The 19,508-nt window shown below is 63.8% G+C and carries 22 protein-coding genes; 10 read left to right on the top strand and 12 right to left on the bottom strand.

The genetic code is table 11. The annotated features are described in order from the left end of the window. Window positions 1–4: 4 nt before the first annotated feature. Window positions 5–625, bottom strand: a complete 621-nt coding sequence (gene imuA, locus ACIPZC_RS03775) for a translesion DNA synthesis-associated protein ImuA (RefSeq protein WP_267823417.1) — start codon at window positions 623–625, stop codon at window positions 5–7. Continuing rightward, window positions 625–1,242 (bottom strand): transcriptional repressor LexA, encoded by a 618-nt coding sequence (lexA, locus tag ACIPZC_RS03780; protein WP_400624923.1) that lies wholly within the window; start codon window positions 1,240–1,242, stop codon window positions 625–627. The genes imuA and lexA overlap by 1 nt, the downstream gene beginning before the upstream one ends. Before the next feature lie 93 nt (window positions 1,243–1,335). On the opposite strand from lexA, the gene ACIPZC_RS03785 reads away from it, so the two are divergent. From ACIPZC_RS03785 to ACIPZC_RS03795, 3 genes are all read left to right on the top strand, one after another. Further along, window positions 1,336–2,001 carry an HAD family hydrolase gene (locus tag ACIPZC_RS03785; RefSeq protein WP_400624925.1) on the top strand — a complete coding sequence of 222 codons (666 nt, stop codon included), beginning with the start codon at window positions 1,336–1,338 and terminating at the stop codon, window positions 1,999–2,001. A 119-nt stretch (window positions 2,002–2,120) separates the two neighbouring features. Then, window positions 2,121–2,843 carry a DUF899 domain-containing protein gene (locus ACIPZC_RS03790; RefSeq protein ID WP_400624927.1) on the top strand — a complete coding sequence of 241 codons (723 nt, stop codon included), beginning with the start codon at window positions 2,121–2,123 and terminating at the stop codon, window positions 2,841–2,843. Between the two features lie 131 nt (window positions 2,844–2,974). Then, the gene (locus ACIPZC_RS03795) at window positions 2,975–4,555 is read left to right on the top strand and encodes a diguanylate cyclase (protein WP_400624929.1); all 1,581 of its coding nucleotides are present in this window, start codon (window positions 2,975–2,977) and stop codon (window positions 4,553–4,555) included. On the opposite strand, the gene ureG is transcribed toward ACIPZC_RS03795, so the two are convergent. The 8 genes from ureG to ACIPZC_RS03835 are packed head-to-tail and all read right to left on the bottom strand — an operon-like array spanning window position 4,518 to window position 10,072. Continuing rightward, window positions 4,518–5,141 carry an urease accessory protein UreG gene (gene ureG, locus ACIPZC_RS03800; RefSeq protein ID WP_119688944.1) on the bottom strand — a complete coding sequence of 208 codons (624 nt, stop codon included), beginning with the start codon at window positions 5,139–5,141 and terminating at the stop codon, window positions 4,518–4,520. The genes ACIPZC_RS03795 and ureG overlap by 38 nt on opposite strands. An 11-nt stretch (window positions 5,142–5,152) precedes the next feature. After that, window positions 5,153–5,827 carry an urease accessory protein UreF gene (locus ACIPZC_RS03805; RefSeq protein ID WP_400624931.1) on the bottom strand — a complete coding sequence of 225 codons (675 nt, stop codon included), beginning with the start codon at window positions 5,825–5,827 and terminating at the stop codon, window positions 5,153–5,155. Next, the gene (locus ACIPZC_RS03810; protein WP_400624933.1) at window positions 5,827–6,372 is read right to left on the bottom strand and encodes a HupE/UreJ family protein; all 546 of its coding nucleotides are present in this window, start codon (window positions 6,370–6,372) and stop codon (window positions 5,827–5,829) included. Before ACIPZC_RS03810 ends, ACIPZC_RS03805 begins: the two co-directional genes overlap by 1 nt. 15 nt (window positions 6,373–6,387) lie before the next feature. Beyond that, window positions 6,388–6,879 (bottom strand): urease accessory protein UreE, encoded by a 492-nt coding sequence (ureE, locus tag ACIPZC_RS03815; protein ID WP_400624935.1) that lies wholly within the window; start codon window positions 6,877–6,879, stop codon window positions 6,388–6,390. Between the two features lie 10 nt (window positions 6,880–6,889). Further along, the gene (gene ureC, locus ACIPZC_RS03820) at window positions 6,890–8,593 is read right to left on the bottom strand and encodes an urease subunit alpha (protein ID WP_400624937.1); all 1,704 of its coding nucleotides are present in this window, start codon (window positions 8,591–8,593) and stop codon (window positions 6,890–6,892) included. Beyond that, the gene (locus ACIPZC_RS03825; RefSeq protein ID WP_267823945.1) at window positions 8,590–8,907 is read right to left on the bottom strand and encodes an urease subunit beta; all 318 of its coding nucleotides are present in this window, start codon (window positions 8,905–8,907) and stop codon (window positions 8,590–8,592) included. Before ACIPZC_RS03825 ends, ureC begins: the two co-directional genes overlap by 4 nt. A gap of 19 nt (window positions 8,908–8,926) precedes the next feature. Further along, complete coding sequence (locus ACIPZC_RS03830) at window positions 8,927–9,229, bottom strand: urease subunit gamma (RefSeq protein WP_241805779.1); 303 nt, start codon at window positions 9,227–9,229, stop codon at window positions 8,927–8,929. Between the two features lie 9 nt (window positions 9,230–9,238). Continuing rightward, window positions 9,239–10,072, bottom strand: coding sequence for an urease accessory protein UreD (locus ACIPZC_RS03835; protein WP_400624939.1), 834 nt, complete (start codon window positions 10,070–10,072; stop codon window positions 9,239–9,241). A gap of 329 nt (window positions 10,073–10,401) precedes the next feature. Here ACIPZC_RS03835 and ACIPZC_RS03840 point away from each other — a divergent pair, with 329 nt between their 5' ends. The 5 genes from ACIPZC_RS03840 to ACIPZC_RS03860 all read left to right on the top strand — a co-directional run bounded on the left by ACIPZC_RS03840 (window position 10,402) and on the right by ACIPZC_RS03860 (window position 14,605). Then, window positions 10,402–10,779, top strand: a complete 378-nt coding sequence (locus tag ACIPZC_RS03840; protein ID WP_241805781.1) for a glyoxalase superfamily protein — start codon at window positions 10,402–10,404, stop codon at window positions 10,777–10,779. Continuing rightward, entirely contained in the window at window positions 10,776–11,138 is a 363-nt protein-coding gene (locus ACIPZC_RS03845) for a hypothetical protein (RefSeq protein WP_267823396.1), read from the top strand. Before ACIPZC_RS03840 ends, ACIPZC_RS03845 begins: the two co-directional genes overlap by 4 nt. Before the next feature lie 190 nt (window positions 11,139–11,328). Further along, window positions 11,329–12,348 carry a branched-chain amino acid aminotransferase gene (locus ACIPZC_RS03850; protein ID WP_267823394.1) on the top strand — a complete coding sequence of 340 codons (1,020 nt, stop codon included), beginning with the start codon at window positions 11,329–11,331 and terminating at the stop codon, window positions 12,346–12,348. Between the two features lie 207 nt (window positions 12,349–12,555). After that, entirely contained in the window at window positions 12,556–13,236 is a 681-nt protein-coding gene (locus tag ACIPZC_RS03855) for a response regulator transcription factor (protein ID WP_241805783.1), read from the top strand. Beyond that, window positions 13,214–14,605 (top strand): sensor histidine kinase, encoded by a 1,392-nt coding sequence (locus ACIPZC_RS03860; protein WP_400624942.1) that lies wholly within the window; start codon window positions 13,214–13,216, stop codon window positions 14,603–14,605. Before ACIPZC_RS03855 ends, ACIPZC_RS03860 begins: the two co-directional genes overlap by 23 nt. A gap of 234 nt (window positions 14,606–14,839) precedes the next feature. Here ACIPZC_RS03860 and cysS read toward each other — a convergent pair whose 3' ends face one another. Then, complete coding sequence (cysS, locus tag ACIPZC_RS03865) at window positions 14,840–16,222, bottom strand: cysteine--tRNA ligase (RefSeq protein ID WP_400624944.1); 1,383 nt, start codon at window positions 16,220–16,222, stop codon at window positions 14,840–14,842. Between the two features lie 9 nt (window positions 16,223–16,231). Then, window positions 16,232–17,935 carry a glutamine--tRNA ligase/YqeY domain fusion protein gene (locus tag ACIPZC_RS03870; protein WP_400624946.1) on the bottom strand — a complete coding sequence of 568 codons (1,704 nt, stop codon included), beginning with the start codon at window positions 17,933–17,935 and terminating at the stop codon, window positions 16,232–16,234. A 248-nt stretch (window positions 17,936–18,183) separates the two neighbouring features. Here ACIPZC_RS03870 and ACIPZC_RS03875 point away from each other — a divergent pair, with 248 nt between their 5' ends. Both ACIPZC_RS03875 and ACIPZC_RS03880 read left to right on the top strand, forming a co-directional pair. After that, complete coding sequence (locus ACIPZC_RS03875) at window positions 18,184–18,684, top strand: peptidylprolyl isomerase (protein WP_241805787.1); 501 nt, start codon at window positions 18,184–18,186, stop codon at window positions 18,682–18,684. Further along, window positions 18,681–19,403, top strand: a complete 723-nt coding sequence (locus ACIPZC_RS03880) for a UDP-2,3-diacylglucosamine diphosphatase (RefSeq protein ID WP_400624949.1) — start codon at window positions 18,681–18,683, stop codon at window positions 19,401–19,403. Before ACIPZC_RS03875 ends, ACIPZC_RS03880 begins: the two co-directional genes overlap by 4 nt. Window positions 19,404–19,508 lie beyond the last annotated feature (105 nt).

Raw genomic sequence — 19,508 nt, forward strand, 5'->3', positions numbered from 1 at the left:
TGCATCACCCCTGCCAGGCACAGGGGATGGCTGCAGCCGGCGGTAAACCACCGCGGCACTTGAGCACACGCCATTGCGCGGGCCGCGCGTCGATGGCGATGCGCACCGCGGCCGGGGATGGATTGTGCGCAGCCTGCTGCGGCCGGCAGGCAAAAGCCAGCGCCTGCCCGGTTTCTGCCGCCACCTGCAGGCGGCGCAACGCACGGTCATCGGCTCGCTCCGGCCAGCACAGTACTGCGGCGCAACTGCCAGAACGCAGGCACTGCTCGGCAGCCCAGAGGGCATCAGCCTGCTGGGCATCGACCTGGACCAGCCAGCGCAAGTCCACCCCGGCCGCTTGCCATGCCGGTGCGTAAGGGATAAAGGGAGGCGCCACCAGCACCACTCGCCCGCCATCGGCGGTCAGCCGGGCCAATGAGGGCCACAACAGTTGCAGTTCGCCACACCCAGGGCTGGCCAACAGCAACTCGCTCAGCGCAGCCGCGGGCCAGCCCCCCTCGGGCAGCCGTTGATCAAGCGCCGCATGGCCGGTGGGCTGCAACCCGGCCGGCCGGACCCGCGCCTGCCGGCCGCGCCAGACCTGGCGCTGGTCCAGCAAGCGGTCAAGGTCGACCACCGCGCCCATCAGTCGCGCCTCAACAGGCCGCAGAACACGCCTTCGATGAAGAATTCGCGCTCAGGCCCGACATCGATCGGCGCATAGGCAGGGTTGCGAGGCAGCAGCCGATAGCCGCCGGGTTGGCGTTGCAGGCGTTTGATGGTGACCTCGCCGTCGAGGCGGGCGACCACGATCTGGCCATCGCGGGCCTCACCTTGCTGGCGAATACCCACCAGGTCACCGTCGAAGATGCCGTCATCGATCATCGAGTCGCCGCGCACCTTGAGCAGGTAGTCCGGTGTACGCCGGAACAGGCTGGGGTCAATCAGCAACTGCTCGTGAATGCCCAGGTCGGGGCCGATCGGCGCGCCTGCAGCCACCTGGCCGAGCACGGGCACTTCGAGAATTTCCGGGCGGCGCAAGCGTGCGGCCAGGCGGATGCCACGTGCCTGATTGGGCGTGACGTCGATGTAGCCGGCCTGGCACAGGGCAGTGATGTGCTTGCGCGCAACACTGCGGGAGGCGAAGCCGAAACGCTGGGCGATGTCGGCAAGGCTCGGCGGCTGGCCATGATCGGTGATGCGTTCACGGATGAAGTCGAGGATTGCGCGGCGTTTGGGGGTAAGATTGTCCATGGAGCACATTTGTACTCTTTTCAGCGAAGACTGAACAGCCCCCTTCGTCGCTGGGTTTGGTTATGATGCCCCGACGTGTGTTTTCTACTGCCTAGATGCCTGATGCTGACTGCACTGCTGTTCGACCTCGACGGAACCCTCACCGACACCGACACCCTGCATTTGCAGGCTTTCCGTCAGTTGTTGCGCGACCATGATGGCCGTGAGCTGACCCAGGCCCAGTTCGATGCCCAGATCAGCGGCCGGGCCAATGGGCCCTTGTTCGCCGAGCTGTTCCCAAACGCCGGCGCGCAGGAATGCCTGGCGCTGGCTGATCGCAAAGAAGCGCTGTTCCGCGAGCTGGCCCCTGCCCTTGAACCCATGCCGGGGCTGCTGCGCCTGCTGGACTATGCCCGGGCACGCTGTATCGGCATGTGCGTGGTGACCAACGCACCGCGGCTCAATGCCGAGCACATGCTCACTGCCATGGGCCTTGGCGCACACTTCGAGCATGTGCTGGTGGCCGAGGAGCTGGCACGGCCCAAGCCTGACCCGTTGCCGTACTTGACCGGCTTGCAGCGCCTGGGGGCAACGGCCAGGGAGGCGCTGGCGTTCGAGGATTCGTTGCCAGGCGTGAAAGCGGCGAGCGGCGCCGGGATCTTTACCGTGGGGGTTGCCACGACACAGACGGCAGAACGGCTGATGGCTGCGGGGGCCAGGCTTGTGGTGGATGATTTTGACGATCCGCGGTTGTGGGAGGTGATAGAAGCGATGCAGTGCAGCGCTTGAGCCTCATGGTGTGACGGGGCTTGCCGGGCCCTGACCACTCGTCGCGAGCACAGGGCCTGCTGTCGATCTCCTCCCTGCCCGCTCGACCACACTTGAACCCCACGTGTGGAGTCATCCCCATGAACCCTCAAAAGCCCGACATCGTCTCGCGCAGCCAATGGTTGGCCGCCCGCCGTCAGCTATGGCTGCATGAAAAAGCCTTTACCCACCAGCGCGACGAACTGGCCGCCGCCCGCCGCGCCCTGCCCTGGGTCAAACTGGAACAGCCCTACCGTTTTCAAGGCCCGCACGGCGAGCTGAGTTTAGGCGACCTGTTCGCCGGGCGCAGTCAGTTGCTGGTCTACCACTTCATGTTCGCCGAAGGCTGGAGCGAAGGCTGCGCCGGCTGCTCGTTCCTCGCCGACCATTTCGACGGCGCCAACCTGCACCTGGCGCATCACGATGTTTCGCTGGTCGCCGTTTCGCGTGCGCCCCGCGCTGAGTTCCAGGCATTTGCCCAGCGCATGGGCTGGCGCTTTCCCTGGTACTCGTCAAACGGCAGCAGTTTCAATGAAGATTTCGGCGTCAGTGTCGCCACTGACGGCAACAGCCACTACAACTACGAACCCTACACCGGCAACGAAAGCGAGCTGCCTGGGTTGAGCGCCTTCTACCGGGACCAGGACGGCAGCGTCTTTCATACCTACTCAACCTATGCGCGCGGGCTCGACATCCTGGTCAATACCTACAATTTCCTCGACATTGCGCCATTGGGGCGCAACGAGGAAGGCACCATGGACTGGGTGCGGCATCACGATCGCTACGAAAGCCAGCCCGGCAAACCGCATTGCTGCCATGACTGAACAGGCCACAGCGCCGCCTGCGCCATGGCTGAGCCAGCCGGGCGGCGCAATGGCAGCAGTTCGGCAGAATACGGCCATACTTGAGCCCGTCGCCCTCGCATTACAGGCCCCCCATGCTCAAGCGCTTGCCCATGTTCCACCTACGCACCCTGGTCGTTGGCATTGTCGTGCTGGCGTGCCTGGCAACCTTGTGCAACACCCTAGCTGTCGCCTACCGGGTACAGCACCGCGCCTTGGTCGACCTGGAGCTCAAGGCCAACCAAGCCTATGCGAGCAAACTGGCATCGGATATCGACGAGTTCCTGCGCTCGGCCCGCAACCACCTGTCCTACAGTGCCGGGCAACTGGGCGGCGGCCTGGACGACCTGGCCGCGCTGCAAAGTGAAGCCGAGCGGCTGCAGGTGCAGGACAAGGACTTCAACTCCATCGTCATCGTCAACGCCCAAGGCCAGGTGCTGGTGGCGCATCCGGACATAGAACAGGTCACCAGCCACCAGCAGCACTCCAGCGAAATCCGCCAAGCCATGCAAGCCCGTCAGCCGTGGGTCAGTTCCGCCTACACCTCGCGCGGGGGCGACCTGGTGATCTTCGTTTCGCAACCGATCTTTGCCGCCGATGGCCGCTACCTGGGCATTGTCGGCGGTTCGGTGTTTCTCAAGAAAGAAAGCGCATTGCATACGTTGATCGGCCTGCACTACCAACAGGACGGCACCTTCGCCTTCGTCGCCGACGCCGACCTACGCCTGCTGCACCACCCCGAGCATGCGCGCATTGGCACCCAGATCAGCAACAGCCCAACGATCAGCGCGGCGCTGCGTGGCCAGACAGGCACCCTCGAAGTGCCCAACTCTGCCGGCGTTCCCATGCTGGCAGGCTTTGCCCCGGTGCCTGAAACGCACTGGGCAGTGGTGGTGCAGACACCGCGGGACCTGGCCCTGGCGCCCCTGGGCGAAATGACCCGCAAGGTGCTGCTCTATATCCTGCCGGTCAGCATCATCGGCTTGCTGTTGATGCTCTGGATGACCTACCGCCTGACCTTGCCGTTACGCCAACTGGCACACAGCGCCAGCCACCTGTCCGCCACCCAGACCGGCGATCAGCTGCGCCGTATCGACGCGTGGTACGTGGAGGTCGCAGCCATCCGCCGCGCCTTGCTGACAGGCGAGCAATTGCTGCAGGAAAAATTCGGCAAGCTGCGCCAACAGGCTCAGAGTGATGCCCTGACCGGCCTTGCCAACCGGCGTGCCATGCAACTGACGCTGGACGCCTTGATGCAAAGCCCAAGAGCATTCGCCGTGCTGGCCCTGGACATCGACCATTTCAAACAGGTCAACGATAACTTTGGCCACGATGCGGGCGATGAGGTGCTCAAACACCTCGCCGAGCTGTTGCGCCATAATTCACGCCACGACGACCTGCCCTGCCGGGTCGGCGGTGAGGAATTCACCATGCTGCTGCCGGACACTGGCCTGGCCGATGCCCGGCGCATTGCCGAACGCATACGCGCCGCGGTCGAACAGGCCGATGCACCGCATGTGGGCAAGCTCAGCGTGTCGATTGGCGTGGCCTGCCGCCGGCCCGATACGCATCAGGCCGACAGCGTGCTCAAGCAAGCCGACGAGCAGTTGTACAAAGCCAAACACAACGGCCGCAACCGCGTCGAAGTGCTTGACCTCAGCCCCTCACCCCCAGCATCCCCCGCTCGACGATGAAGTCGATCACCGCCTGCAGGCCCTCGCCTTTCTTCAGGTTGCTGAACGTCCACGGGCGCTCCGGGCGCATACGCTGGGTATCACGCTCCATCACCTCCAGCGAGGCACCGACGTAAGGCGCGAGGTCGGTCTTGTTGATCACCAGAAAATCGGACTTGGTGATGCCAGGCCCGCCCTTGCGCGGGATTTTTTCGCCTTCGGCCACATCGATCACGTAGATGGTCAGGTCGGCCAGCTCAGGGCTGAAGGTGGCGCTGAGGTTGTCGCCACCGCTTTCCACGAAGATGACTTCAAGGTTGCCGAACTTGCGCGCCAACGCTTCCACGGCAGCCAGGTTCATCGAGGCATCCTCGCGGATGGCGGTGTGCGGGCAGCCACCGGTTTCGACGCCGACGATGCGCTCGGGCTCCAGCGCGCCGGCCTCGGTAAGGATGCGCTGGTCTTCCTTGGTGTAGATATCGTTGGTGACCACGGCGATCTGGTAGTGGTCGCGCATGGCTTTGCACAAGCATTCGAGCAGCGCGGTCTTGCCAGAGCCGACCGGGCCGCCGACACCGACGCGCAGGGGTTGCTGATAGCTTTGCATTAAGGCAGTCCTCAGGAACGGAATAAACGGGTGTATTGGGTTTCGTGACGCGATGATGCAATGGCCAGCAGCGGCAAGCCGCCACCGAGCTGGTCGTCACCAAGCGCCAGGGCTTGGTCGATGATGCCGGGCAATGTCTCACCCAGGTCGCGCAGCAGGGTCTGGGCCGCCTGCTGGCCGAACGGCACCAGTTTGACCCCAGCCATGACCGCGCCCTCCAACCAGGCGAAGGCATGCCCAAGGGCAAGCTGGCGCAACGGGATCGACCAGTGCACGGCCAGCCAGGCCATGCCGCCCAACTGGCTGAGTTCCAGGCTTGGGCGCCAGGCCGGGGCCTGGCCCAACTGCCAACCATCGAGCAAGCGCGCCAGCGCCGCGCCCCGCTGCTGCTCTTCAAGGCGCAGCTCGGCGGTTTCGCGGTTGGCCAGCAGAAAGCGGCTCCAGCGCGCAAACGCGCCAGCATCATCGGCCTGGCACGCGTGGTACAGGCGCGCCAGGACCGGCCAGTCCAGGTAAGCGAGGGTGTCGTGCATCTGCTCGCACTGCCAGGCGCTGAAGCTTTTGATGTCTCGCACCCACCCCGCCTCAACGGCCCACTCAAGGCCTTGCGAGTAGGTGAAGCCCCCCACCGGCAAGCCGGGGCTGGCCAGCTGCAGCAGGCGCAGCAATGCCAGGTCGCTGTTCATCAACCGGCCAGCACCACTGCGGCGCCGGCAAGCATGCCGCCACCAAAGGCTTTCTGCAGCGCGCTATGGCGGCGCAGCAGGCAACCGACAGCGAAGCCCACGACCAGCAGCAAGCCGCTGACGGTGACGAAACCGGCGCTGAACAGCCAGAAGGCGCTGGGCGTGGCCTCAACGCCATGGGCCCAGCCATGGAACAGGGCAAACACAGGCATGGCCAGCGCCAGCAGCAACTGGCGGCTAGGCAGCAGTACGGCGACGCCTGCCACCAGCACCGACACGGCGATCATGGTCTCCATGCCCAGCACATCACCGAACAGATGGCCACACACGGCGCCGACGAACATCGCCGCCAAGGTTGCCAGCGGCAAGGCCAGGTTGCGTCGGGTCAAGGCCGCCAGCACACCGGTACCCAACAGCATCAACAGGTGATCGAGGCCGGTCAGCGGATGCAACAGGCCATCGTGCAGCGGATTGCTGTCATGGCCCGGGTGGGCGAAGGCCGGCAGAGCAACCAGCAGCAGCGCAAGGGCAAGCGTTTTTTTCATTGTGAGCTCCAAGGTTCAGGAATGGGCTGGCAGGCGCACGAAGGGGTGATCGTGCCCATGGCTATGGCTGTGGCTATGCGGCGCGCTTTGGTAGGCCCCGGCTTCCGGCTCGAACGGTGCCTGTTCGGCCTCGACCGTCAGGCCCAGGCCGCGCAGCATGTCGTCAAGCACGTGGTCGTGCTGGTAACGCAGCAGGCCCGGCTCGATCTGCAGGGGGACGTGACGGTTGCCCAGGTGGTACGCGGCACGCGCCAGCAGGTGCGGGTCGTTGCAACGCACGGTCGATACTGCCTCGGGCGCTGCGAGCACCTGCACCACCTGGCTGCCCGCGGCATCGGCCAGCAGCTCGCCACCGCGCAGCAGGTGGCCGCGCTCAAGCATCAGGCCCGCCTCCCGGCCATCGTCGAGGGCAACCCGCAAGCGGCTCTTGATACGGCTATCGACGTCCAGGGTAACGGTGCCGGTGATAGTGTCGGATGCATCGATCCGGCGGGTCAGGACAATCATCTTCGCTCCTTCAGAACAGGAAATAACGCTGGGCCAGCGGCAGTTCGCTGGCCGGCTCGCACACCAGCAGTTCGCCGTCGGCGCGTACCTGGTAGGTCTGCGAATCGACTTCGATCACCGGTTGCAACGTGTTGTGGACCATGTCGGCCTTGCGTACCTGGCGGCAGCCGTGGGCCACGCCGATCAGGCTCTGCAAGCCCAGTTCCTGGGCCAGGCCACGGTCCATGGCGGCCTGGGGCAGGAAGGTCATGCGCGTGGCATGGCGGGCAGCACCGAGCGCCCCGAACATGGGCCGGTAATGCACCGGCTGTGGGGTCGGAATCGAACCGTTGATGTCGCCCATGGGCGCGGTGACGATCATCCCGCCCTTGATGACCAGTGCCGGCTTGACCGCGAAGAAGGCCGGCGACCACAGCACCAGATCAGCCAGCTTGGCCACCTCCACCGACCCCACCTCATGGGCGATGCCATGGGTCAGCGCCGGGTTGAGGGTGTATTTGGCGATGTAGCGCTTGACCCGGAAGTTGTCGCTGTAGCTGCTGTCCGGTGCCAGAGGCCCGCGGCGCACCTTCATCTGGTGGGCGACCTGCCAGGTGCGCAGCACCACCTCACCGACGCGGCCCATGGCCTGGGAGTCGGACGAGGTCATGGCGAACGCGCCCATGTCATGCAGGATGTCTTCGGCGGCGATGGTTTCGCGGCGGATGCGTGACTCGGCGAACGCCACGTCCTCGGCGATGCTCGGGTCCAGGTGGTGGCAGACCATCAGCATGTCGAGGTGTTCATCGACGGTGTTGACCGTATAAGGCAGGGTCGGGTTGGTCGAGGATGGCAGCACGTTGGCCTGCCCTGCCGCACGGATGATGTCGGGTGCATGGCCGCCGCCGGCCCCTTCGGTGTGGAAGGTATGGATGGTGCGGTCACCGATGGCGGCCAGGGTGTCTTCGATGCAGCCGGATTCATTGAGGGTGTCGGTGTGAATCGCCACCTGGATGTCCATTTCCTCGGCAACGCCCAGGCAGCAGTCGATGGCGGCCGGGGTAGAGCCCCAGTCCTCGTGCAACTTCAGGCCCACCGCACCCGCCGCGATCTGCTCGCGCAGCGCGTCAGGACGCGAGGCATTGCCCTTGCCCAGCAGGCCGATGTTGATCGGCAGGCTGTCGGCCGCCTGGAGCATGCGCGCCAGGTACCAGGGCCCCGGGGTGCAGGTGGTGGCATTGGTACCGGTGGCCGGCCCGGTGCCACCGCCGATGAACGTGGTGACGCCACTGGTCAGCGCTTCTTCCACCTGCTGAGGGCAGATGAAGTGAATGTGCGAATCGATGCCCCCGGCGGTGACGATCTTGCCTTCGGCCGCGATCACTTCGGTGCCTGGGCCCACTGGCACGGTCACGCCCGGCTGCACGTCAGGGTTGCCGGCCTTGCCGATGGCAGCGATACGCCCGTGCTTGACGCCGATATCGGCCTTGACGATACCCCAATGATCGATGATCAAGGCGTTGGTCAACACCAGGTCCATGGCCTGGGCAGCAAGCATCTGGCCCTGGCCCATGCCGTCGCGGATGACCTTGCCACCCCCGAACTTGACCTCTTCGCCGTAAACCGTGAAGTCCTTCTCCACCTCCACCCACAGCGCAGTGTCGGCCAGCCGTACACGGTCGCCGACAGTAGGGCCGAACATGTCGGCATAGGCCCGACGTGAAATACGGCTCATGCCTGGCCCTCCAGTGCGCCCATCACTTTGCCTTGAAAGCCATACACCTCGCGCTTGCCGGCGTAGGCGACCAGTTGCACGGTACGCGCCTGGCCCGGTTCGAAGCGCACGGCAGTGCCGGCCGGAATGTCGAGACGAAAGCCGCGGCTAGGCTCGCGGTCGAACACCAGGGCGTCGTTGACTTCGTAGAAATGGTAATGCGAGCCCACCTGCACCGGCCGGTCGCCATGATTGGCCACGTTGACACTGACCGTTTCGCGGCCGGCGTTGAGTTCGATGTCGCCGGCGGCGACCTGGATTTCACCTGGGATCATGCTGGGCTCCTCGGCCAGGTCAGACGATGGGGTCATGCACGGTCACCAGCTTGGTGCCGTCAGGGAAGGTGGCTTCGACCTGCACGTCATGGAGCATCTCGGGCACACCGTCCATGACGTGCTCGCGGCCGATCACTTCCCGGCCCAGGCTCATCAGCTCGGCTACCGTGCGGCCATCACGGGCGCCTTCGAGCACTGCGGCGCTGATCAGCGCCACCGCCTCGGGGTAGTTGAGCTTCAGGCCACGGGCCAGGCGCCGTTCCGCCAACAGCGCGGCAGTGAACAGCAGCAGTTTGTCTTTCTCTCTCGGGGTCAGCTCCATGGCGCTCTCTCAAGTGGCCCAGATGCGCGGCGGGCACGCCGGCAGGCCGAGGACGGCCGGCCGCAGGACGTGCCAGAGGCGCTGCAGGGTGTGTTGCAGATGTTGGTTGTCGTGGTCCAGCAGGCGAATCACCAGCAGCGAACCGAGCAAGGTGGCGCCGCCTGGCGTTTTCAGTTCATCGAGCAGAGGCCGCACCGTTTCCAGCACGGCTGGATCTGCCGGGTACGCGCAGAAGGTGGCGAGCAAGGGGTGCCCGCCGAGCTTGTCGAGTTGGCCCCCGGTGATGCGCAGGCGCTCGCTCAAGCCAGGGTCGTCGGGCACCTCGATGCTAAGACGGCTGTCCAGCGCGCCCTGAGCGAAACGCTCGCCCATCACCGGTCGGCCCAGGCAGAGCGTCTCCCAGGCCAGCAGGCGAGCACCGGGCTCGAGGGTGAAGCGGCTGTCGAGGCTGGCCCGTGCGCCGGAAAAGAAAATGCTGTCCTGGGGCAGCCACTCCAGGGTGCTGCCCGCTTGCAGATGAAAACGTTGGGTCAGCCATGCGGTGGGGCCGATACTTCGATAAAACTTGCTGGCGCCGGGCATGGTCAGCAATGCATGGCTGCCAGGCTCTAGCTGAAGATCCAGTTCCAGGCGATCACCGGCAACGATGCCCCCTGGCGGATGCAGCACATAGACGTGGCACGGCGCACCTTCCGGGTAGAACGGCCGCTGCACCAAAAGCGGGCCAAAATGACGACGCGCACCAAGGCGGGTCACGCCAGCACGCTCGACAAAGCGCAACTGCAGGTAGGCGCTCCATCCTGCATCATGTTCAGATTTTTCGACACGCTCGGCCAGCAACATCCTATAGCCCCTGATTTTCACGGCCTCATGGCCGTTGCGAGCACCAGCGCCGCGCACTGACGTGCTGCAGGCCTGACCACTCGATCAAATTCGATTGGCTGGGATATAGCAGTTTGCGGGCCAACTACGCAGGTGAAGCCACATGAAACATAATGCGCAAGGCTCTGGCGTGGGGCATGCCCGCTCATGGCGCACGACACGAGGGCACGCATCAGCCCTGTTTCGGTGCTCGAATCAGCCGGGGTGTTTCCCCGCGAACAGGACAGCCCGCCGCCACAATCGGTAGACTGGCAACCCAGTCACATACCGTCCACGGCCAAGGAACCGCCATGCCTCTCGCCCCTGCCATCCCCATCCTGCGTATTTTCTCGGTCGAAAAGGCCAAGGAGTTCTACCTCGACTTCCTCGGCTTCACCCTGGACTGGGAGCACCGCTTCAGCCCGGACCTGCCTTTGTATGCGCAAATTCATCGCGACGGCCTGATCCTGCACCTGAGCGAGCACCACGGCGACGCGTGCCCAGGCTCGACGGTGTTTGCCCGCACCGACGAACTGCTGGCACTGCAACGTGAACTGCAGGACAAGCAGTACGGCTATGCCCGTCCACAGGCCGAGCGCGTCGATTGGGGCCTGCAGATGCAGATACGCGACCCGTTCGGCAACCTGCTGCGTTTCTGCCAGCAGATCGATGACGAGGCTGCGCCATGAAAGCATTGGGCAAACGCGAACTGGCCCGCCTTGAGCGTGAACTGGTGGCATGCCTGACCGACGCATGCGAAACGGCCAAGGCACAGATCGTCGGGTTCAGCTGGCTGACCCATCGCCTGGACCCTGAACAGTTCCCTGCGAGCTTGCGCATCACCTGGGTCTTCGAGCGCGAGGTCGACAAGGCCGCAGCGCTGGCGGGTGATGCCAAGGCTCGCATGCTCAAGCTGACAGCCCAGGCGCTGGACGAAGCAGGTGTAGCGCTGGATCACCCGGCATGGCATGTGCGCTTTGACAGCGAAGAGGCGTGTGAGCGAAGCCATGGCGGGGATTGGAACAGGCGGCTCGGTGCTGCGCGCTAGCGCTGGAGGCAGTCACATGGCGCAATGCTGGCCCTGATCGGCCCCAAGGACACCGCGAATCCATCGCCAGCCCCGCGCCTCCAATTCGTGACTGGGCGTTCCCGATCAGCGGCGGATGTATTATCGTGGCGAGGTGCGCATATAACAGCAGCCCGAGCGATCGGGCACTTGCAAGACAATCGAGGGTGTCATGAGTAACGAAAGCATTAACTGGGACAAGCTGGGTTTCGACTACATCAAGACCGACAAGCGCTACCTGTCCGTATGGCGCAACGGTGAGTGGGACAAAGGCACCCTGACCGAAGACAATGTGCTGCACATCAGTGAAGGCTCCACTGCCCTGCACTATGGCCAGCAGTGCTTCGAAGGCCTGAAGGCCTACCGCTGCAAAGACGGCTCGATCAACCTGTTCCGCCCTGACCAGAACGCCGCCCGCATGCAGCGCAGCTGCGCTCGCCTGCTGATGCCGCAGGTGCCGACCGATGTGTTCATCGAGGCCTGCAAGCAAGTGGTCAAGGCCAACGAGAAATTCGTCCCGCCACACGGCAAGGGTGCCCTGTACCTGCGCCCGTTCGTGATCGGCACCGGCGATAACATCGGCGTGCGCACCGCCCCCGAGTTCATCTTCTCGGTATTCGCCATCCCGGTTGGCTCGTACTTCAAAGGCGGCATGAAGCCGCACAACTTCCAGATTTCCAGCTTCGACCGCGCCGCGCCACAGGGCACCGGCGCCGCCAAGGTCGGCGGCAACTATGCAGCCAGCCTGCAGCCAGGTGCTGAAGCCAAGAAAGCCAACTTCGCCGACGCCATCTACCTCGATCCGCTGACCCACACCAAGATCGAGGAAGTCGGTTCGGCCAACTTCTTCGGCATCACCGCCAACAATGAATTCATCACCCCGAAATCGGCCTCGGTACTGCCAGGTATCACCCGCCTGTCGCTGATGGAACTGGCGTCCTCGCGCCTGGGCCTGACCGTGATCGAAGGCGATGTCGAAATCAACAAGCTCGACCGCTTCATCGAAGCGGGTGCCTGCGGTACCGCCGCAGTGATCACCCCGATCGGTGGCATCGAGTACAACGGCAAGCTGCACGTGTTCCACGACCTGGAAAAAGTCGGCCCGGTCACCCAGAAGCTCTATAACGAGCTGACCGGCATTCAGAGTGGCGACGTCGAAGCACCGGCTGGCTGGATCGTCAAGGTCGCCTGAGCCTTCGCACCACGCTGAACCGCAGGGCATGCCAGGCGCTGGCATGCCCTTTTTTCTGCCTGACAGGACCGGCCTCATCGCTGGCAGGCCGCCTCCCCCGCAGTTGCGTCGACTTTTGCCACTCTGCAGCCAGATGAATTTTTCTTAAATTCCCGGCAGTCTATTCTTTGGCACAATCAAGCCTCCACTAGACGCCCAGGAACCAGCATGCCACGCGTACTGACCATCGAAGACGACGCCGTCACCGGCCAGGAAATCGTCGCCGAACTCACCAGCCACGGTCTGGAAGTGGATTGGGCAGACAATGGCCGTGAAGGCCTGGCCAAAGCCATCGGCGGCGGCTATGACCTGATCACCCTGGACCGCATGCTGCCTGAGGTCGATGGCCTGACCATCGTCACCACCCTGCGCAACCTTAAAATCGCAACGCCAATCCTGATGATCAGCGCACTGTCCGACGTCGATGAGCGTGTGCGAGGCTTGCGTGCCGGTGGCGACGACTACCTGACCAAGCCGTTCGCCTCCGACGAGATGGCTGCACGGGTGGAAGTGCTGCTGCGGCGCAACAGCGTGCCGATGACCCAGACCCGACTGCAGGTCGCCGACCTGCAACTGGACCTGATCAGCCATGAGGCCCGCCGCGGCGACCAGACGCTCAACCTGTTGCCCACCGAGTACAAACTGCTGGAGTACCTGATGCGCCACAGCGGCCAGGTGATCACGCGGATGATGATCTTCGAGGAAGTCTGGGGCTACCACTTCGACCCTGGCACCAACCTGATCGATGTGCATATCGGCCGCCTGCGCAAGAAGATCGATTCCCCCGGGCAAGCGCCGCTGATCCGTACCGTACGGGGCTCCGGCTATGCCATTGCTGAACCCAACTAAGGGCTGGAGCTCCTCGACCAGCCGCCTGCTGGCGTTGTACAGCTTCCTCTTCGTGGCCTGGAGCAGCATCCTCATGGGGGTGCTGTATTTCGAGGTGTCCAGCTACCTGAACAAGCTTACCCGCCACTCCATGCTGCAGCGCCAGCACCTGTTCGCACACATGAGCGGCAAGCAGCTGGACGACGCCCTGATCGCCAGCCAGGCATTCGAGGAGCGCGCCTTCGATGCCTACGGCCTGTTCGACGCCCAGCTCAACCCGATTGGCGGGCGCATCCGTGCTATCCCGCCGGAACTGCGCCTGGACGGCAAGGTGCATGAACTCGAGCGCTGCCTGGACGCCGATGACCCGCACATGCCGCGTGACAGTTGCGATGCGGTGGCAATCAAGGTTCAGGACGGCCGCTGGCTGGTACTGCTGCGCGACAACGGCTCGTTGTTCGTGGTGACACGCATCATCCTGCACGCCTTGCTATGGGGCATATCGCTGACACTCATCCCTGGCTTCGCTGGCTGGTACATGCTGCGGCGCAGGCCTTTGAAACGCATTCGCGCGATACAGGCGCAGGCAGAGCTGATCGTCGCCGGCGACCTCACCCACCGCCTGCCACTGTCGGCCCGGCGCGACGAACTGGACATGCTGGCAGCCATCGTCAACGCCATGCTTGACCGGATCGAACGGCTGATGCACGAGGTCAAGGGCGTGTGCGACAACATTGCCCACGACCTGCGCACACCGCTCACCCGCCTGCGAGCGCAGCTGTACCGCATCCGCCAGCAGAGCGGTTTGGACTCAGCGCAAGCCGAAGCACTGGACCAGGCCATCGGCGAAACCGATACCCTGATGGCACGTTTTCGTGGCCTGTTGCGCATCAGTGAGCTGGAGGATCGCCAGCGCCGCGCCGGCTTCATTGAGCTGAACCCCCGTGAGTTGCTGGTGGAATTGCACGATTTCTACCTGCCCCTGGCTGAAGATGGCGGTATCCGCCTGCAGCTGCAGCAGCCTGAGCACCTGGCGGCGCTGCATGGGGACCGTGAGTTGCTGTTCGAAGCGCTGGCCAACCTGGTGGGCAATGCCATCAAGTTCACGCCAGAAGGTGGCCGGGTAGCCATTACCGCGACGCAGGACGAGGCAGGCGTGCATATCGCTATCGAGGACAGCGGACCTGGGATTCCGGAACAAGAGCGCACTGCAGTGCTGAAGCGGTTCTATCGCAGCGATGAAGGCCACCGCCACCCGGGGTTCGGGCTCGGTTTGTCGATCGTTGCGGCGATCGTCGACTTGCACGGGTTTGGGCTGGAGGTGGGTGACAGTGAGCTGGGCGGGGCCAAGCTGGTCTTGCATTGCCCGTTGCCGGGGTTGCCGAGGTAAAAGCGGGGACTACTGTGCAGCCCATCGCCGGCAAGCCCACCACGACAGCACAACCGTCAAGCCCTAGGCAATCCCTGAGGGCTTGTTCGGCTCTCACACCACCACGCAACCTTCAAACCCTGCGCAGTACCTGTGAGCTTGTTCGGCTCTCACCACCACGCAACCTTCAAGCCCTGCGCAATACCTGTGGGAGCCGGCTTGCCGGCGATGGGGCCGCTAAGCGGCCCCCGTTAATCAGTCAGCCAGACGCCAGGTAGTGCCACCCTTGCCGTCTTCCAGCACCACGCCCATGGCGCTCAGCTGGTCACGGATCCGGTCGGACTCTGCCCAGTTCTTGTCGGCACGCGCCTGCAGACGCGCCTGGATCAGCGCCTCCACTTCAGCCGCATCGACCTTGCCCTCAGCACCTGCACGCAGGAAGTCATCGGCCTCCAGCTGCAGCACACCCAGCACATCACCCAGCTCGCGCAGGCGACCGGCCAGGCCAGCAGCCGCATCCGGGTCGCTGTCGCGCAGGCGGTTGATCTCGCGCACCAGGTCGAACAGCACGGCACAGGCTTCGGGGGTGTTGAAGTCGTCGTTCATCGCCACGCTGAAGCGCTCGACGAATTCCTCGCCACCCTTGGCTGCCACACGCGGCAAACCCCGCAGTGCGTGATAGAAGCGCTCCAAGGCACCTTTGGCATCACGCAGGCTGTCTTCGGAGTAGTTGATGGCACTGCGGTAGTGACTGGCCACCAGCAGGTAGCGCACCACCTCCGGGTGGTATACGTCGAGCACGTCACGGATGGTGAAGAAGTTGTTCAATGACTTGGACATCTTCTCGCCATTGATGCGGATCATGCCGCAATGCATCCAGGCATTGGCGTACTGCTTGCCGGTCGCCGCTTCGCTCTGGGCGATTTCGTTCTCGTGGTGCGGGAACTCCAGGTCGCTGCCGCCACCGTGGATGTCGAAGCTCTCGCCCAGGCAGCAGGTGGACATCACCGAGCACTCGATGTGCCAGCCCGGACGGCCCGGTCCCCACGGCGAATCCCAGTACGGCTCGCCCGGCTTGACGCCCTTCCACAGGACGAAGTCGAGCGGGTCCTGCTTGGCCTCATCGACCTCGATGCGGGCACCGATGCGCAGGTCCTCGATCTTCTTGCGCGACAGCTTGCCGTAGCCGACGAACTTGCCGACCCGGTAGTACACGTCGCCATTGCCGGGCGCGTAGGCGTAGCCCTTGTCGATCAAGGTCTGGATCATCGCGTGCATGCCGGCGATATGGTCGGTGGCACGCGGTTCCTGGTCCGGTTTGAGGATGTTCAGGCGCCGTTCGTCCTCGTGCATCGCATCGATCATGCGGGCTGTGAGCGCGTCGAAGGTTTCGCCGTTCTCGTTGGCCCGGTTGATGATCTTGTCATCGATGTCGGTGATGTTGCGCACATAGGTCAGCTCATAGCCGCTCTTGCGCAGCCAACGGGTGACCAGGTCGAAGGCCACCATGCTGCGGCCATGGCCCAGGTGGCAGTAGTCGTACACGGTCATGCCGCACACGTACATACGCACCTTGTTGCCATCGAGCGGCTTGAAGACTTCCTTGGTTTTGCTCAGCGTGTTGTAGATGGTAAGCACGGCGGTTCCTTAGCTGCCCCAGGAGTCACGCAGGGTGACGGTGCGGTTGAACACCGGGCGGCCCGGCTGGCTGTCCTTGAGGTCGGCGCAGAAGTAGCCTTCGCGCTCGAACTGGAAGCGGTCTTCAGGCTGCGCCTGGCCCAGCGACGGCTCGGCACGGCAGCCGGTCAGCACCTGCAGCGAGCCCGGGTTGATGTTGTCGAGGAAGCTGGCGCCCTCCTCGGCCTTCTCTGGGTTCGGCGAGCGGAACAGGCGGTCGTACAGGCGCACTTCGCATTCGACACTGGCGTCTGCCGGCACCCAGTGGATCACGCCCTTGACCTTGCGGCCCTCGGGGTTCTTGCCCAGGGTATCCGGGTCGTAGGAGCAGCGCAGCTCGACGATGTTGCCATCGGCGTCCTTGACCGCTTCGTCGGCGCGGATCACGTAGCTGCCACGCAGGCGGACTTCACCGGCCGGCTCCAGGCGCTTGTAACCCTTTGGCGGCTCTTCCATGAAATCGTCGCGGTCGATGTACAGCTCGCGAGCGAAGGGCAGCACGCGCACGCCCATGTCTTCCTTGGGGTGGCGCGGCAGTTCAAGCTGCTCGACCTGGCCTTCAGGGTAGTTGGTGATGACCACTTTGAGCGGGCGCAGCACGCACATGGCGCGTGGCGCGGTGCGGTCGAGGTCGTCACGGATGCTGAATTCGAGCATCGACATGTCGACGACGCCGTCGGAGCGGTTGGTACCGACCATCTCGCAGAAGTTGCGGATCGAGGCCGGGGTGTAACCGCGACGGCGGAAGCCCGACAGGGTGGACATGCGCGGGTCGTCCCAGCCGCTGACGTGTTTCTCGTCGACCAGCTGCTTGAGCTTGCGCTTGGAGGTGATGGTGTAGTTGAGGTTCAGGCGGCTGAACTCATACTGACGCGGGTGCGCCGGTACCGGCAGGTTGTCAAGGAACCAGTCGTACAGCGGCCGATGGCCTTCGAACTCCAGGGTGCAGATCGAGTGGGTGATGCCTTCAATGGCATCGGACTGACCATGGGTGAAGTCGTAGTTGGGGTAGATGCACCACTTGTCACCGGTCTGGTGGTGGTGGGCATGACGGATGCGGTACAGGATCGGGTCGCGCAGGTTCATGTTCGGCGAGGCCATGTCGATCTTGGCCCGCAGCACGCGCTCGCCATCCTTGAACTCGCCAGCCTTCATGCGGGCGAACAGGTCGAGGTTCTCTTCGACGCTGCGCTCACGGAACGGGCTGTTCTGGCCAGGCTCGGTCAGGCTGCCACGGTAGGCCTTGGCCTGATCAGGGGTCAGGTCGCAGACATAGGCCTTGCCACGCTTGATCAGTTCAACGGCCCAATCGTGCAGTTGGTCGAAGTAGTTCGAGGCATAACGCACCTCGCCGGCCCAGTCGAAGCCCAGCCATTTGACGTCGCGCTGGATGGCATCGATGTACTCCTGGTCTTCCTTGGCCGGGTTGGTGTCGTCGAAGCGCAGGTGACAGACGCCGCCGAACTCCTTGGCCAGGCCGAAGTTGACGCAGATCGACTTGGCATGGCCAATGTGCAGGTAGCCATTGGGCTCCGGCGGAAAACGGGTGACGATGCTGCTGTGCTTGCCCGAGTCCAGGTCGGCCTGGATGATCGGCCGCAGGAAGTTCGCAGGGACGGCGGGGGCGCCTTTGGCAGCGGCGTTGGGCGCGTTGTCGGCAGTGGGCTTGCTCATAGGATCCTTGAATGCACGTGTCCGGCCTGGGTAGGCCGATTGAATCAAAGGGCCTATCATAGCCGAAGCAGTCAAGCTGCTGACAGCCAGGCTCGGACAAACTGCCGTGATTTATCGCAGCTTTTTGTCGCGGCCTGGCAAAATGGCCAGTGCGCGCCATGTGTCGCGGTCGCCCGATCCTGCGTCAGGTGACTACAGGCGCACTGCGCACCCTAATTCCCGAATGCCTTGAAAGAGCGAATTCCAGCATGTCCAAAGTCAAACTGACCACCAACCACGGCGTTATCGTCCTGCAACTGGACGCCGAAAAGGCGCCGCTCACCACGGCAAACTTCGTTCAGTACGTCAAGGACGGTCACTACGACGGCACCGTGTTCCACCGTGTGATCAAGGGTTTCATGATCCAGGGCGGCGGCTTCGAGCCAGGCATGAGCCAGAAGAAGACCCGCGCCAGCATCCAGAACGAAGCTGACAACGGCCTGAAGAACACCAAGTACAGCATCGCCATGGCCCGCACCATGGACCCGCACTCGGCCTCGGCCCAGTTCTTCATCAACGCCTCCGACAACGACTTCCTCAACCACAGCGGCAAGAACACCCAGGGCTGGGGCTACGCGGTGTTCGGCGAAGTGACCGAAGGCCGTGAAATCGTCGACGCCATCGAAAAGGTCGCCACCGGTTCCAACGCTGGCCACCAGGACGTACCTAAAGACGACGTGATCATCGAGAAAGCCGAGATCGTTGAGTGATACTGCTGATCTCTGATCTGCATCTGCAAGAAGAACGCCCGGACATCACCCGGGCGTTTCTTGATCTGCTCGACGGCCGCGCACGCCACGCCGATGCGCTGTACATCCTCGGCGACTTCTTCGAAGCCTGGATCGGCGACGATGCCATGACGCCCTTTCAGCAGTCGATCTGCCAGGCCCTGCGCCGGCTGAGCGACAGCGGCACGGCCGTCTACCTGATGCACGGCAACCGCGACTTTTTGATTGGCGAGGGCTTCTGCCAAGCGGCCGGCTGCACCTTGCTGACCGACCCCAGCGTGATCAGCCTTGGCGGCGAGCAGGTTTTGCTGATGCATGGCGACACCCTATGCACCCGCGACATCGGCTACATGAAAATGCGCCGCTATCTGCGCAACCCGTTGAGCCTGTGGGTTCTACGGCACTTGCCGCTTGCCACCCGGCAGAAGCTGGCGCGCAAGCTGCGTAGCGAAAGCCGTGCCCAGACGCGCATGAAAGCCACCGACATTGTCGATGTCACAGCCGAAGAAGTGCCAGCGGTGATGGCGGCGCACGGTGTGAAAACGCTGGTGCATGGCCACACACACCGGCCGGCGATCCACAAGCTGGTGGTGAACGGGGAACCGGCCCGGCGCATCGTGCTGGGCGATTGGGACCGTCGCGGCTGGACCCTGCAGGTCGATGCGCAGGGCTTTCAGTTGGAACCCTTCGAGTTTTCCTGAAGCTGATGGCTTGGCCATACCGGCCTGATCGCCGGCAAGCCGGCGCTACAAATACGCTGTGGCGAACCTGTAGATGCCGGCTTGCCGGCGATCAGACTGGTACTG

It is taken from the genome of Pseudomonas sp. NPDC089743 (assembly GCF_044748785.1).
GTDB lineage: Bacteria > Pseudomonadota > Gammaproteobacteria > Pseudomonadales > Pseudomonadaceae > Aquipseudomonas > Aquipseudomonas putida_X.

Bases quoted from the DNA above. Each gene is read 5' to 3' on its own strand.
- ACIPZC_RS03785 (WP_400624925.1), top strand. From the start codon at position 1,336: ATGCTGACTGCACTGCTGTTCGACCTCGACGGAACCCTCACCGACACC.
- ACIPZC_RS03810 (WP_400624933.1), bottom strand. From the start codon at position 6,372: ATGAAAAAAACGCTTGCCCTTGCGCTGCTGCTGGTTGCTCTGCCGGCC.
- ureC (WP_400624937.1), bottom strand. From the start codon at position 8,593: ATGAGCCGTATTTCACGTCGGGCCTATGCCGACATGTTCGGCCCTACT.
- ACIPZC_RS03795 (WP_400624929.1), top strand. From the start codon at position 2,975: ATGTTCCACCTACGCACCCTGGTCGTTGGCATTGTCGTGCTGGCGTGC.
- ACIPZC_RS03835 (WP_400624939.1), bottom strand. From the start codon at position 10,072: ATGTTGCTGGCCGAGCGTGTCGAAAAATCTGAACATGATGCAGGATGG.
- ACIPZC_RS03855 (WP_241805783.1), top strand. From the start codon at position 12,556: ATGCCACGCGTACTGACCATCGAAGACGACGCCGTCACCGGCCAGGAA.
- ACIPZC_RS03840 (WP_241805781.1), top strand. From the start codon at position 10,402: ATGCCTCTCGCCCCTGCCATCCCCATCCTGCGTATTTTCTCGGTCGAA.
- ACIPZC_RS03830 (WP_241805779.1), bottom strand. From the start codon at position 9,229: ATGGAGCTGACCCCGAGAGAGAAAGACAAACTGCTGCTGTTCACTGCC.
- lexA (WP_400624923.1), bottom strand. From the start codon at position 1,242: ATGTGCTCCATGGACAATCTTACCCCCAAACGCCGCGCAATCCTCGAC.
- ACIPZC_RS03870 (WP_400624946.1), bottom strand. From the start codon at position 17,935: ATGAGCAAGCCCACTGCCGACAACGCGCCCAACGCCGCTGCCAAAGGC.
- ACIPZC_RS03850 (WP_267823394.1), top strand. From the start codon at position 11,329: ATGAGTAACGAAAGCATTAACTGGGACAAGCTGGGTTTCGACTACATC.
- ACIPZC_RS03875 (WP_241805787.1), top strand. From the start codon at position 18,184: ATGTCCAAAGTCAAACTGACCACCAACCACGGCGTTATCGTCCTGCAA.
- ACIPZC_RS03790 (WP_400624927.1), top strand. From the start codon at position 2,121: ATGAACCCTCAAAAGCCCGACATCGTCTCGCGCAGCCAATGGTTGGCC.
- imuA (WP_267823417.1), bottom strand. From the start codon at position 625: ATGGGCGCGGTGGTCGACCTTGACCGCTTGCTGGACCAGCGCCAGGTC.
- ureG (WP_119688944.1), bottom strand. From the start codon at position 5,141: ATGCAAAGCTATCAGCAACCCCTGCGCGTCGGTGTCGGCGGCCCGGTC.
- ACIPZC_RS03845 (WP_267823396.1), top strand. From the start codon at position 10,776: ATGAAAGCATTGGGCAAACGCGAACTGGCCCGCCTTGAGCGTGAACTG.
- ureE (WP_400624935.1), bottom strand. From the start codon at position 6,879: ATGATTGTCCTGACCCGCCGGATCGATGCATCCGACACTATCACCGGC.
- ACIPZC_RS03805 (WP_400624931.1), bottom strand. From the start codon at position 5,827: ATGAACAGCGACCTGGCATTGCTGCGCCTGCTGCAGCTGGCCAGCCCC.
- ACIPZC_RS03825 (WP_267823945.1), bottom strand. From the start codon at position 8,907: ATGATCCCAGGTGAAATCCAGGTCGCCGCCGGCGACATCGAACTCAAC.
- ACIPZC_RS03860 (WP_400624942.1), top strand. From the start codon at position 13,214: ATGCCATTGCTGAACCCAACTAAGGGCTGGAGCTCCTCGACCAGCCGC.